The 14,452-nt window shown below is 32.1% G+C and carries 11 protein-coding genes; 7 read left to right on the forward strand and 4 right to left on the reverse strand.

Going from position 1 to position 14,452, the window contains the following annotated elements:
• Positions 1 to 27: 27 nt before the first annotated feature.
• Genes C8N27_RS01120 through radC form a run of 3 tightly spaced genes read right to left on the reverse strand, consistent with a single transcriptional unit; the run spans position 28 to position 2,730 of the window.
• The gene (locus tag C8N27_RS01120) at positions 28 to 717 is read right to left on the reverse strand and encodes a YjjG family noncanonical pyrimidine nucleotidase (protein ID WP_244174700.1); all 690 of its coding nucleotides are present in this window, start codon (positions 715 to 717) and stop codon (positions 28 to 30) included.
• On the reverse strand, positions 710 to 2,017 hold the full coding sequence (locus C8N27_RS01125) for a polysaccharide deacetylase family protein (protein ID WP_121145860.1): 1,308 nt from the start codon (positions 2,015 to 2,017) through the stop codon (positions 710 to 712). Before C8N27_RS01125 ends, C8N27_RS01120 begins: the two co-directional genes overlap by 8 nt.
• 26 nt (positions 2,018 to 2,043) lie before the next feature.
• On the reverse strand, positions 2,044 to 2,730 hold the full coding sequence (gene radC, locus C8N27_RS01130; protein ID WP_121145862.1) for a RadC family protein: 687 nt from the start codon (positions 2,728 to 2,730) through the stop codon (positions 2,044 to 2,046).
• 166 nt (positions 2,731 to 2,896) lie between these two features.
• Here radC and trkA point away from each other — a divergent pair, with 166 nt between their 5' ends.
• The 7 genes from trkA to C8N27_RS01165 all read left to right on the forward strand — a co-directional run bounded on the left by trkA (position 2,897) and on the right by C8N27_RS01165 (position 12,982).
• Positions 2,897 to 4,243: a Trk system potassium transporter TrkA gene (gene trkA / locus C8N27_RS01135; protein WP_099215288.1), complete on the forward strand. Its 1,347-nt coding sequence runs from the start codon at positions 2,897 to 2,899 to the stop codon at positions 4,241 to 4,243.
• Positions 4,243 to 5,742 (forward strand): TrkH family potassium uptake protein, encoded by a 1,500-nt coding sequence (locus C8N27_RS01140; RefSeq protein ID WP_099215287.1) that lies wholly within the window; start codon positions 4,243 to 4,245, stop codon positions 5,740 to 5,742. The genes trkA and C8N27_RS01140 overlap by 1 nt, the downstream gene beginning before the upstream one ends.
• 252 nt (positions 5,743 to 5,994) lie before the next feature.
• Positions 5,995 to 6,585, forward strand: coding sequence for a phage tail protein (locus tag C8N27_RS01145; RefSeq protein WP_099215286.1), 591 nt, complete (start codon positions 5,995 to 5,997; stop codon positions 6,583 to 6,585).
• A gap of 105 nt (positions 6,586 to 6,690) precedes the next feature.
• A complete protein-coding gene (locus C8N27_RS01150; RefSeq protein WP_121145864.1) occupies positions 6,691 to 10,530 on the forward strand; it encodes a T9SS type A sorting domain-containing protein in 3,840 nt (1,279 codons plus the stop codon).
• A 24-nt stretch (positions 10,531 to 10,554) separates the two neighbouring features.
• Positions 10,555 to 10,734, forward strand: coding sequence for a hypothetical protein (locus C8N27_RS01155; protein ID WP_121145866.1), 180 nt, complete (start codon positions 10,555 to 10,557; stop codon positions 10,732 to 10,734).
• Between the two features lie 66 nt (positions 10,735 to 10,800).
• A complete protein-coding gene (locus C8N27_RS01160) occupies positions 10,801 to 11,907 on the forward strand; it encodes a hypothetical protein (RefSeq protein WP_121145868.1) in 1,107 nt (368 codons plus the stop codon).
• Positions 11,897 to 12,982, forward strand: a complete 1,086-nt coding sequence (locus C8N27_RS01165; RefSeq protein ID WP_121145870.1) for a nucleotidyltransferase domain-containing protein — start codon at positions 11,897 to 11,899, stop codon at positions 12,980 to 12,982. The genes C8N27_RS01160 and C8N27_RS01165 overlap by 11 nt, the downstream gene beginning before the upstream one ends.
• Here the strand turns inward: C8N27_RS01165 and C8N27_RS01170 are convergent.
• Complete coding sequence (locus C8N27_RS01170; RefSeq protein ID WP_121145872.1) at positions 12,966 to 14,318, reverse strand: UDP-N-acetylmuramate--L-alanine ligase; 1,353 nt, start codon at positions 14,316 to 14,318, stop codon at positions 12,966 to 12,968. The two genes, C8N27_RS01165 and C8N27_RS01170, sit on opposite strands and share 17 nt — an antisense overlap.
• Between the last annotated feature and the right edge of the window lie 134 nt (positions 14,319 to 14,452).

Genomic DNA, 14,452 nt, shown 5'->3' on the forward strand with positions numbered 1-14,452 from the left:
TGTTTTTTATTAAATGTATCTTTAAAACTATAAATATTTTTTTAACTCTACCAAGGTAGTTACTCGTTGTCCTTCAGCACCTTTATTTTCTTGTGAAAAGTGAATAGCTCTCATACCAGAATTTATCGCCCCCATCACATCTGCCTCATAACTATCTCCAATCATAACCGATTGATGTGCCTTTGCTCCTGCTTTGCCTAATGCGAATTCAAAAACTTTAGGGTTTGGCTTTTTAACTCCGACACATTCAGATGTAATTATTTCTCTAAAAAAAGTATGAATTCCTGATTTTTCTAATTTCAAATTTTGTACTTCTTCAAAACCGTTTGTAATAATATGTAAATGATACTTTTTCTCTAAATACTGTAAAACCTCAATAGCATCATCGAACAGATAGTTGAAATTAGGTAAATAACGAATGTAATCTTCAGATATTAGATTAATTAAATTATCAGAAACTCTATACTCTAAACTATCAAATGTTTCTTTTAACCTATGATATCTTAGTGCTGATTTTTCTACTTTATCTTCCCTATAGAGTTTCCAGTATCTTAAATTCACAGGAATATACGCTTCTAAAAAGTCATGTATTGGTATATTAATTTTTTGTTCTTCGAAAATTTGTTGAAAGGTTAATTTAGAATTTCTATCAAAATCCCATAACGTGTGATCTAAATCAAAAAACAAATGCTTTATTCCCATTTCTTCTCTAAACATTTCCTACTATTTTAAGCATTGAGTTATATAATCTATTCCATCCTCTCCATCTTAAATAATTACTCAAACTTTCATTATGAAACACTGTTATTAAAGTACCATTTACTGCCTTTACTTCATTTTTTAAATCTCTAATTTTCCCTAAAGATTGCTTTGGTGTCAACTTCATATAATCGTTTAACGTTGTATCCATCAAAGTAAAAGGAAATATTTTTAAGGGTGTTTGAATTTCAAAATCTAAATCGTAAAAGTAAAAAGGTGTACAAGTACTTGCACGGAACCCCACATGCGTTGCATACCCCATAGAGTAATCCTCTTCTATTTCTAAATCTATTAACTGTTGATAGGTTTCCGGTAAGGACACTCGTAAATAATGTTGTCTTGATCGTTTAATAGGCATATTCGTTATCGCCTCCAAACGTTCTTTTTCTTTTTTCAACATTAGGGAATCATTCATCGTGTAATATGACGGATGTAATCCAACACGAGCATAATCAACCATATCTTTTATTAATAATTTGAATTTTCTTTTTGAAACTGACACGTTGGTATCAAATGTAGTATAATCACCTATTAAAAAGAAAAATATGGTTCTTACATTATGGGTTTTCTTTAATTCAATAGCTTTTTCAAATGTATCAAAAGGATCTTTTTTAATATTAAAAAGTACAGCAAACCTATCCCAAATAGTAAAAACCTTGAATTGAGAAGCATCCTTTAAGAAACCTCCAATGGTTCTTATAAAACTTTTATACTTATATGCATAAGCATTGTCAACATCAATTGTAGATATATATTCAAATTTTCTTGTTGTATTTTCAAAATCAGGGAATTTTTGTTTCAAAGTCTCCAAAAATTTATAGGACCAAATATCAACCAAGGGTTTCTCTAAAAAACCATTTTTATAAGCTATACTTTCACTTGCCGTAAAACGTCCATGCTTATCTTTTATATGTGGTAAATATTCTTCATACCTTGAAACTAAGAAGAAGCTAGCAGCAAAAATATCAAACGGAATTTCAGAAGCTTCAACATTTGAAAAGAAACAAGGAATTTCATCCCATTTTTGAATAACTACCTCTACATCTTTTATTCCTTGCTGAAACAACAACTCATTACTCTGTACAAAGAATTCTTTTCCTAAAGGGACATTTGTATATGAAAACTTAGGCCCATTATAAGCTACAAACTCTTCTACTTTACCTGTAAAATCAATTTGAACTTGTAAAATACGAGTAAAAATGTGTTTGAAAATATAACGTACTCTCGGAGTAACTTTGTGGGTGTAAATAAGTATCATAAACATTAACTAGAATCGTAAAACGATTATAAAATTCCTTCATCTGCAAAGCTAAAATAAGCTTTTTCAGTAACTATTAAGTGATCTAATAATTTAATATCTAAAGTAACGCCTGCTTGTTTAATTTTCTCAGTTATATCAACATCTGATTTACTTGGTGATAATTTTCCTGAAGGATGATTATGACAAACAATTATTCCTACTGCAGAAAGTTCTAAGGCTCTTTTATATAACAATCTTACATCTACCAATGTAGCTGTAAAGCCACCTTTACTTAACTGATGTTTTGCTAATACTTTATTTGAGTTATTAAGATACAATACCCAAAACTCTTCGTACTGCAAATCACCTATAAGTGGTTGCATAATTTTTGCTACATCTTTAGAACTCTTTATTTTGGATACACTTGCTCTATCTTCAAATTGTCTTCTTTTTCCAAATTCTAAAGCAGTTACTACCGATATCGCTTTTGCCTCTCCTATTCCTTTAAATTTCATCAACTCCTCTACCGATAATTTTGCCAGTGTATTTAGATCATTATTTACTGATAGTAATATTCTTTTAGCTAAAGCAACTGCACTTTCATCTCTGTTTCCAGAACCTATTAAAATAGCGACTAACTCAGCATCAGATAATACTGTTTTTCCTTTAGACATTAGTTTTTCTCTTGGCCTATCATCTAATGCCCATGATTTAATAGAAATCTTATTCATATTTGTTTTCTTTTTCACAGCCTTACAAAACTCTTCGTTTATAAATTTGGTCGTTTGACTATGAGTTTTTAATTACTTTTTCTTATAGATTTATAAATATAATTCATTTTTTGCACAACCAAAAGAAGCACAGTATCTTTGCCTCCTATCTTTTTTAATTTTTAATATGAAGATTATTATAGCCGGGGCTGGAGACGTTGGTTTTCATTTGGCTAAACTCCTTTCTTACGAAGCACAAGACACATATGTAGTCGATTTTGATGGTGAAAAATTAGAATATCTAAATAATCATTTAGATGTTATTACCAAAAAAGGAGACGCTACCTCTATAAAACTATTGAAAGAAATAGGTGTAAGCTCTGCAGATTTATTATTAGCAGTAACTGAAAGCCCTAATACAAACTTTACTATTTCTGTAATAGGTAAAGCATTGGGTGTAAAGAAAACAATTGCTCGAATTAGTAACCCTGAATTCTTAAACAACCCTTGTATCAACTTTAAAGACTATGGTGTAGACTTTATGATTTCTCCAGAAGAATTAGCTGCTGAAGAAATTAAATCACTACTTAACCAATCTTCTTTTAATGATACAGTTGCCTTTGAAAATGGGGTTTTCAATATAATGGGTACAACTCTTGGGTATAAATCTCCTATTCTTGATCTAACAGTTAAGGAAACTAAAGAAAAGTTTTGTTTAGTAGACTTTATTACCATTGCTATAAAACGTGAAGGAACTTCTCAAACAATTATTCCTCGTGGAGATACTGAGTATAAAATAAACGATCAAGTATATTTCTCTGTTCCTAAATACAGTATTGATAAACTATATCCTATCATCGGAAAAGAATATATCGACATTACAAATGTGATGATTTTAGGAGGAAGCCGTGTTGGAAGAAAAACAGCGAGAAAGCTTTGTAAAGATAATTTTAAAGTAAAGCTAATAGAAAAAGATAAAGATAAAGCTTTACAACTTGCTGAAGACCTACGTAATACATTAGTCATTTATGGTGATGGTAGAGATTTAGAATTATTAGAGGAAGAAAGTATTAGAGAAATGGATGCTTTTGTAGCTGTTACGGGAGACTCTGAAACTAATATCATGTCTTGTTTAGTAGCAAAATCTAAAGGTGTAAAAAAAACAGTAGCTTTAGTGGAGAACATGGATTACATCAATATTTCTCAAACTATTGGTATTGATACCTTAATTAATAAAAAGTTAATTGCTGCAAGTAATATTTTCCGTCATATTAGAAAAGGAGAAATTGTAGCTTTAGCCAATCTACATAATGTTGATGCTGAAGTTTTTGAATTTGAAGTACATCCTGGTGCTAAAGTAACTCAAAAAATAATTAGAGAATTACGTTTTCCTAGAGAGGCTATTATTGGTGGTGTAATTAGAAACGGAGAAGCATTAATGTCTTTTGGTGATTTTCAGATGCAAAGCGGCGATAAAGCCATAGTTTTTTGTTTACCTGAAGCCATAAATACTGTAGAAGATTTATTCAAATAATGGAAAATCTCAACCTTAAATTAGTTTATCGATTTTTAGGAGTTACAGCCATCCTTAACGGGTTATTTATGTGGCTTGCTCTACCCCTAAGTTTTTATTACGATGATTCAGCAAAGTTAGGAATATTAAATGCTGGTATTATTACTATTGCAATTGGGTCTTTGTTATTTTTTTTTAACAAACCTGATAATAAAAACATACATAAAAAAGAAGGATACCTTATTGTTACTTTAGGATGGCTTATCTTATCATTTACAGGAATGCTTCCTTATTTACTCACAGAAAGTATTCCAAATGTTACCAATGCCTTTTTTGAAACTATTTCAGGATACTCAACAACAGGATCATCTATTTTAACAGATATTGAATCAATGCCAAAAGGTATTTTATTTTGGCGGAGCTGTACTCATTGGATTGGTGGTATGGGAATTATTGTACTTACCATAGCTATTTTACCTTTATTAGGTATTGGAGGAATGCAACTTTTTATGGCAGAAGCTCCTGGACCTTCAGCAGATAAATTACACCCAAGAATTACTGATACTGCAAAACGTTTATGGTTAATTTATGTATTATTAACTGCTGTTGAATTTTTACTACTAAAAGTAGCTGGTATGACTTGGTTTGATGCTATTAATCATGCAATGGCAACCGTAAGTACTGGTGGTTTTTCTACCAAAAATGCTAGTGTAGCTCATTGGAATGGGACTCCTTTAATTCAATACATAATCATTTTCTTTATGTTTATTGCAGGAACCAACTTTGTACTTACATACTTTGCTTTAAAAGGAAAAGTTAGAAAGGTTATACAAAGTGAAGAATTCAAATACTATTTCTTCGGAATTATTGGAATATCAACCATAGTAGCTTTAATGATTATCTTCTTTCAGGACCCAAACCTACAAACCAGTATAGAACACCCTAAAGTATGGGGAGGAATAGAAAGTGCTATAAGACATTCTTTATTCTCTGTTATTTCTGTAGTAACAACAACTGGTTTTGTTACTGCTGATTTTACTATGTGGAGCTTTTTTGTCACTGCTATATTTTTCTCTTTATTTTTCTTAGGAGGATCAGCGGGGTCTACATCAGGAGGTGTAAAAGTTGTTCGGCATATAATCATGCTAAAAAATAGCTTTCTTGAATTTAAAAAATCGTTACACCCAAATGCAATAATACCTGTTCGTTATGATGGTAAAGCTGTAAACCAGACCATTATATTTAACATACTTTCGTTTTTTGTACTCTACATGCTGATTTTTATAATAGGTACTGTAGCTCTCGCTCTTTTAGGTTTAGACATAAAGTCTGCTTTAGGTGCATGTGCTTCTTCATTAGGAAACATTGGACCTGCCATAGGTAGCGTTAGTCCTGTAGATAATTTTAATCATTTATCAGCAGGCGCAAAATGGTTTTGTTCTTTTTTAATGTTAATTGGCCGTTTAGAACTATTTACCGTATTAATTTTATTGACTCCTTTCTTCTGGAGAAAAAACTAAGCTTACCCCATTAACGAATATGCCACAAAAGCATACGCTCACATCTTAATAAAATACGCTTAAACAATAGAATTAAAGTTTAGCTTAGTTTGTTTTTAAATTTGATTTTAGAAAACAAATATTCAACATTTAGTAATTTCACAAGTTTGCACCAACACTGTAATCAACAAATAATTAAACAGTTACACCAAGCATATTGTTTTTTTTTACTAAATTGTTGTTCTAAACATTAACTACTAAACTTTATTATTTATGGATCCATTTATCGGAGAAATTGTTATGTTCGGAGGAAACTTCGCTCCAAGAGGTTGGGCATTTTGCGATGGCCAATTATTATCAATTGCACAAAACACTGCTTTATTTTCAATTTTAGGAACCACTTATGGTGGGGACGGGAGAACAACTTTTGCTTTACCTGATTTAAGAGGTAGAGCCCCAATAGGTCCTAGACAGGGACCTGGTTTATCTGATTATAGATTAGGTCAAAGAGGAGGGGTAGAAACAGTTACCTTAAACATTACTCAAATGCCAAGTCATAATCATGCAACTCAAAACAATACAGCTGCTGACCAACATATTCAATTAAGTACAGATGCTGGTATTCGTAGCACTCCTCAAGCAGGAGATGTCCCTGCTGGCGCAAGTTTTGGGTCTGGTATTGGTGCAACACCTGTAAATGCTTATGGGCCAGCTAACAATACTGTCAATGGGCAAACTATTAGTGCTAATGCTGGTTTGAATATACTTAATACAGGTGGAAACCTACCACATACTAATGTACAGCCTTATTTAGCTGTTAATTATATTATTGCTTTAGTAGGTATTTTTCCTTCTAGAAATTAACTAATTTACTGTAATTCAATTAATAAAATAAAACTCTAGTGAAAACCATTAGAGTTTTATCTATAAAATAGCTTTAATTATTTAACCAATCATATACTAAATAAAATGAAACATTATTACTTCAAACTCTTATTGAATGCAATTGTTTATTTTGTACTATTGTTTACAAACAACCAATTAAGAGCTCAAACACCTAGTACTATGGAATTTGGTTCATCTACGGTAATTTTAGCAGACGATGCCAACCCTAGCGTAGATCAATCTGTTAATTCTCTTTTGAATAGTTTTGATATGTCTTGTGCTTCAGGAGCTTCATCTAGCGATAATATCACTCTTGCTTTTGCTACAAGTGGAAACGCAGTAGGTACTGACGCTATTGGTGGAGCTTCTGATGCGGTACTAGCATGGGCTGGAAATGGTGCCGCCTCAATTAGTTCTGGAACGCTGTCAACAGATAGTGGAGGAGAAATCGGCATAACATCTATGCAATTTGCTTATCAGCAATCTATAGGTGCTAGTACTCTTAACTTTACATTCACTGGTAAAAAAGATGGCGCCACAGTTGGTACGCTTGTCTTGGTATCACCTACTCATAATTCCGCTATCAGCATTGATTTTTCATCTCCTACAACTGGTTCATTTTCTGATATTGATGAATTAATTATCACACCTGATACTGAATTTTTTGGAGGCTTCTCTATAGATAGTATGGTAATTACATCTGCTGTTTCAAATACAGCTCCAGTAATTGGTGGAACAACCGCTGGTCAAAGTGTAAATGACACTAGTGCTCTTTCTCCTTTTTCAAGCATCACAACTACAGATGCTGATGGAGATAACTTATCAGCAACTATCACTTTAGATAATAATGCAAAAGGAATATTAACAGGTACAGGTCTTTCTGGTACTGGTCCTTATACCATTGTGAGTACCACTCCTGCTGATTTACAGTCAAAACTAAGAGCTTTATCTTTCAACCCAACTGACAACAGAACAGCTACTTCAGAAACAACCACTTTTACAGTAGTTATTAATGATGGTACCACTGATGATACGGATAACACTACAACTGTAATTTCAAATGCAGTTGCACCTACTGTTTCTAGTGTAAGTGTACCTGCCAATGCCACTTATGTAACAGGGGAAAATTTAGATTTTACCGTAAACTTTGATGAAAATATAACTGTAAATACTACAGGAGGAATACCGCAAATAGCTATTACTATCGGAGCTACCACACGCCAAGCAACTTATATTAGCGGTAGCGGAACAAGTGCTTTAGTTTTTAGACATACTGTTCTTACAGGAGATCTTGATACTGACGGTATTGCTGTTGGTTCGTTAGCTGCAAATGGAAGCACTTTAAAAGATGCTGGAGGAAAAGATGCAAACCTAACTTTAAATAGTATAGGTTCTACAACCGCTGTTTTAGTAGATGCTGCTGCTCCAACTGTAACAAGTGTTAGTGTTCCTGCAAACGGTAATTATCTTACAGGTCAAAACTTGGACTTTACTGTAAATTTTGATGAGAATATAACTGTAAATACTACAGGGGGAACTCCTCAAATAGCTATCACTATTGGAGCAACTACGCGTCAAGCAGTTTACCAAAGCGGAAGCGGAACTAGTGCCTTAGTTTTTAGATACACAGTACAATCAGGTGATTCAGATACTGATGGTATAGCTGTTGGTACATTAGCTGCAAATGGAGGAACATTAAAAGATGCCGCTTCTAACGATGCTGTTTTGACATTAAACAGTGTAGGTAGTACCACTGGTGTTTTAGTAGATGCTGTTGCTCCAACGGTAACAAATGTTAGTGTACCCGCTAATGGCACCTATAGTGCAGGACAAAATTTAGATTTTACCGTTAACTTTAATGAAAATGTTACTGTTAACACCACTGGAGGAACTCCCCAAATAGCTATTACTATTGGAGCAACTACGCGTCAAGCAACTTACCTAAGTGGAAGTGGAACAACTGCCTTAGTTTTTAGATATACCTTACAATCTGGCGATTTAGATACCGACGGTATTACTGTTGGTACATTAGCTGCAAATGGAGGTACTTTAAAAGATGCTGCTTCTAACGATGCTAACCTAACTTTAAATAGTGTAGGTTCTACAGCCTCTGTTTTAGTAGATGCTATTTCTCCAACTGTTACAAGTGTTAGTGTTCCTATAAACAGTAATTATCTCACAGGTCAAAACTTGGACTTTACTGTAAATTTTGATGAGAATATAACTGTAAATACTACAGGGGGAACTCCTCAAATAGCTATCACTATTGGAGCCACTACGCGTCAAGCAGCTTACCAAAGTGGAAGTGGGACAAATGCCTTAGTTTTTAGATACACAGTACAATCAGGTGATTCAGATACTGATGGTATAGCTGTTGGTACATTAGCTGCAAATGGAGGGACGTTAAAAGATGCCGCTTCTAACGATGCTGTTTTGACATTAAACAGTGTAGGTAGTACCACCAATGTTCTTGTTGGTATAGAAACCGTTACTTGGACAGGGTCTATGAATAACGATTGGAATACAGCATCAAACTGGAGTCCTAGTGTAACTCCTCCAACAAATGCAGATGTTGTAATTCCTTCTGGTGCAACAAACTACCCAACAATTTCATCTCCAATTACTGTGAACAGTATCACTATTAATTCTGGAGCATCATTAATTGCAACTTCAAGTGTTACTGCAAGTGTTACTTATAAAAGAAATATAGCTGACACTAATTGGCACTTATTTGGCCCTGCTGTTTCTGGAGAAACACTGGAAGATATTATTGCTAATCATACATTTGCTAGTGGATCTGGAAGTAATTTAGGTATTGGTTCATATGATAACAATGGAGCTAGTCCTTGGTCGTATGCTACCCCTATTTTAACTGGAAGTACAATACCTGGCTATGGTTTTTCTATAAAACTTGCTGCTCCTGGTGATGTTTCGATTACTGGAAACTTGGTTACAACTAATTATGGAGTTCCAATAGGCACTGGTACCAGGACTAACTATAACTTATTAGGTAATCCATATACTAATTATATAAATTCAGCTACTTTGGCTGGAAGTAACCCTGTAATTAATAATGCAACTTTTTGGCTTTGGGATGGTACTAAGTACATAACACATAACAATGCTAACCCAATAGAAATAGCTCCTTCACAAGGTTTTTTCGTAGAAGCTAATTCAAATAGTAATGTTATATTTTTTACATCAAACCAGAGTCACCAAGGTTCTGATACTTTTATGAAACAAGAACCTAAAACTAATTTTGAGTTACAGGTTAGTAATGGAGAAAATTCATATTCTACAAGTGTGTTTTATATTGAAGGTAAATCTACTGGTTTTGATTATGGATATGATTCAAAAATGTTTAGTGGTGTAGATCATAATTTTTCTGTTTTTACACAACTTATTACTGAAAACGAAGGTGAAAACTTAGCAATTCAAACGTTACCTAAAGATAATACCTTAGCAATACCAGTGGGTATCACTGCCAAAGCAGGTAGCAAGTTAACCTTTTCTATAAAAAAATTACAGTTACCTGATGGTTTAAACATCTATTTAGAAGATAAAAATACTGGAGAATTTACCAATTTATCTGAAGAAAACTATACTGCTACTCTTAATAAAGATTCCAACGGTATTGGGCAATTTTACTTGTATAAAGATTCAAAAAAACCAACATCAATCATTGAACCTTCTTTAGATAATATTAGCATTTACAGCTCTTCTAATAATGAAATAACCATTACTGGTTTACAAACAGAAGCGAATATAGCTGTATATTCAATCTTAGGTAAAGAAATTATAAATCGAAACATAATTTCTAACGGAGTTAGTAAAGTAAGTATCCCTAGTGTAGCTACCGGAGTATACATTGTAAAACTAAATTCTAATTTAGGAGAGGTTTCTAAAAAAGTAATTTTAAAATAAGTAAGCTATCAAAATCGAGCAATCATGAGAAAAGACATAAAAAACACTGATAAAAGTTCTAAAGACATTACTCGTAAAGAGGCTATAAAAAAAATAGGGAGTTATGGTAAATATGCAGCTTTAACAGCATTAGGAACTTATATGATCTTAAATCCGCAAAAAGCACAGGCACAGAGCCCTGAAGATCCAGGACTAGATTTTTAATATCAAAAAATTATTTCACTCTAAAACCTCGAGAATATCTCGAGGTTTTATTACTTTTATAAGTACATGACTAATAAACAAATAGAGAATAAGCAAGTTATTTGGTTTCAAGACAATAATGAATATCTTGTTGTAGCCCCCTTGATAGCAGAAACACTATCTCTTTTAGATAAAAAGATTGATAAACAAGAAATTATTAATCAAGTAATAAAGCAAGTTAACATACCTTACCAACAAGCAGTAGAACTTGTTACTGATATTGAAGCTTTACTTATTTCTTCAGAAAATAAAAACAATAAAAAGCTAATACCTGTAACTAAGCCTAAGACTTTTGAAGTTGTAAAATACTATAATATAAATAGTTTATATTTTAAAGTAAGCTATGCATCTAATACTGAAGCCTTTTTAATACACCCAAAATTCGCTCATTTAGAAATTCAGGAAACAGTCAAAACACATCATCATTTTGAAGTGTATAATGATTCTAAATCTATTTCTTTTTCTGTTGACGATAGCCTTATTGGTACATGGAGTTTAAAAGAAGTGCATTACTTTCAAGGAAAATTCTCAATGGAACTAGTGCAAAAAATACATCAAAAAAATGAAAATGAATGGATAGGAGTTTTTCACGCTTCCGCAGTTAGTAAGAACAATAATTCTATTTTATTTTTAGGTGATTCTGGAAATGGAAAGAGTACTTCATTAGCATTATTACAAGCCAATGGTTTTACTTGTTTAGCCGATGATTTTGTACCTGTTGATAATTCTTTAAATGTACACAGTTTTCCTTCTGCTATATCTATTAAAAAGAATAGTTTAGAAACGCTACTCCCAATTTATCCTGAATTAAAAACTTCTGCTGAATATCATTTTAAAAAGCTAAATAAAATTGTTCACTACTTACCTACAAATAATCATAATTACTCGCTAAAAACTCCTTGCAAAGCTCTAATTTTCATTAAATATCAAAAAGATAGTGATTTAATCATTAATAAAATTTCAAGCATTACAGCATTCGAGCAATTGATTCCTGATTCTTGGTTATCTCCATTACCTCAAAATGCTGAACTTTTTTTAGATTGGTTTGAAAAATTACCTTGTTATCAATTAACCTATTCTAATAATGAAAAAATGATTGAAACTGTAAAAAAAATATTTGCGGATGAATTATAAAGAAACATTATTATTTATTAGTAAGTCTTTAACTATAACCCATGAAGAAAAGAATCGAAATTTAGTTGAACAAAAAATAAAATCCGATTTAGTCGATTGGGAAGCTGTAGTTAAAGTAAGTACAACCCACTATGTTTTCCCCGCATTATATTGCAATTTAAAACGTGCTGATTTATTACACTATTTACCTGTAGATTTAGTCGAGTATATGAAACATATTACTGACTTAAACAGAGAGCGTAATCAAAAAATTATTGCAGAAGCAAAAGAAATTAATGAACTTTTACTTTCAAACAATATTACTCCTATTTTTTTAAAAGGAACAGGTAATTTACTAGAAGGACTATACGAAGATATCGCCGAGCGTATGGTGGGTGATATCGATTTTTTAGTAGAGAAAAAACATGTTAAAACCACTTTTGAAATTCTAAAAAAACACGGTTACACAAATAAGGTTTCTGAGCTTTTTGAAGATCATAGACATATACCAAGAATTACACACCCTGAAAAGATTGGAGCTATTGAAATTCATAAAGACATGTTACGAAAAGAAAAAGCTACATTTTTTAATTATGAAACTATAGAAAATTCTCTCCTTACAACTAATAACATTACAGTTCTCTCTTATGAAAACCAAATTAAGCTAACCGTGTTTTCTAAATTAATTAATGATAACGCTTACTTTTTAAAAAACATTAATCTCCGAGGGGCTTACGATGTTTTTTTATTAGGTAATAAATTAAAAGTAAAAACTGAAGTATCTGATAACAACCTTTCTAAAGAACTAAATGCTGGTTTAGATTTATATAGCACCCTTCTATCAAAATCTAAAAACCTTAAATATACTTCTGACACTGAAAGCCAACAGTATGTATCTAATTGTCTACAGAACTTATGTCTAAATCAATATAACAAAATGAAGAAAGTAGCATTAAAACGCTATTTGAAAACATCAACAAGGCTTCAGATTTTATTCAAAGCTTTATTTAACAAATCATACTTTAATTTTGTTGTATCTAAAATAACAGATATTAACTGGTTAAAAATAAAACTAGGCTTTAAACCAAAGCCTTAACCTCATCAAAATCTAACCCTCCGTAGTTACCAGAACTCATTAATAACAAAGCTGTATTTTCAAGGTTCTCATTGAATAAAAACTCTTTAAACTTTTCTGGATTTGTGTAAATAATCAAATCGTCGCGTTCAAACGCTTTAGATATTTGTTCTTCTGAAACTTCTTCCAACTGTTTAATTTTTACAGCGTGTGAAGAATAAAAAACTACTGCTTTATCTGCTTTATCTAAAGCTCCTTTATATTCTGATAAAAACTCAGCATTTAAGCTCGAATAAGTATGTAGCTCTAAACATGCTAATAAAGTTCTATTTGAATATTGATCTTTAACCGCAGCAGTAGTTGCTTCAACTTTAGATGGTGAATGTGCAAAGTCTTTAAACACAACTGTTGAAGAATTTTCAGTAATCTTTTCTAAACGCTTACTAGCGCCTTTAAAACTAGCAATCGCCTCATAAAACTCATCTTCATCAACTCCCATATGCTGACAAATCCATTTTGCCCCTGCTAAGTTTTGTAAATTATGATTCCCAAAAATTTCTAATGGTAAATCACCTTCTTCTGTTTCCAGATAAGTAATTCCATTATCAATAAAACAATCAGGAGTATTATAAGGGTATTTTTTTATTGGATGATTTGAACTTTCAACAACCTCTTTTAACACCTCATCTTCCTCATTATACACCATAATTCCACCATTCGTCAAAGAATCAGTAAAAATTGAAAATTGTTCTACATAATTTTCAAACGTTGGAAACACATTGATATGATCCCAGGCAATTCCACTTAACAACGCTATATTCGGTTTGTACAGATGAAACTTTGGACGCATATCTATAGGAGAACTCAAATATTCATCTCCTTCCAAAACAATAAACTCATTTTCTTCTGTTAAATGCACCATAGTATCAAAACCTTTCAACTGTGCACCTACCATATAATCCACTTCTCTATCATGATAATTTAACACATGTAGAATCATAGAAGTTATAGTTGTTTTCCCATGAGAACCACCTATAACCACACGTGTTTTATCTTTAGATTGTTCATACAAAAACTCTGGATACGAATAAATTTTCACTCCAAGTTCCTGCGCCTTTAATAACTCAGGATTGTCTTTTTTTGCATGCATTCCTAAAATTACAGCATCTAAATCGGTAGTTATTTTTTCTGGAAACCAACCAAACGCATCTGGCAACAAACCTTTATTTGCCAAACGAGTTTTTGACGGATCATGAATCGTATCGTCACTACCCGTAATTTGGTATCCTTTTTGTTGTAATGCGATTGCTAGGTTATGCATTGCGCTACCGCCGATAGCTATAAAGTGAATTTTCATTTTTGACTTCATAAATTTTGCGTAAATATAACGAAGTATTATAGTTTGTATAAAACAAAACAGCCTGTTCTTAAAATTTTATATCTTTTTCTTAGAGAATATTTCTTTTTTGTGTTGTTTTGCAAATAAAAAAA

It is taken from the genome of Tenacibaculum discolor (assembly GCF_003664185.1).
GTDB classification, from domain to species: domain Bacteria; phylum Bacteroidota; class Bacteroidia; order Flavobacteriales; family Flavobacteriaceae; genus Polaribacter; species Polaribacter discolor.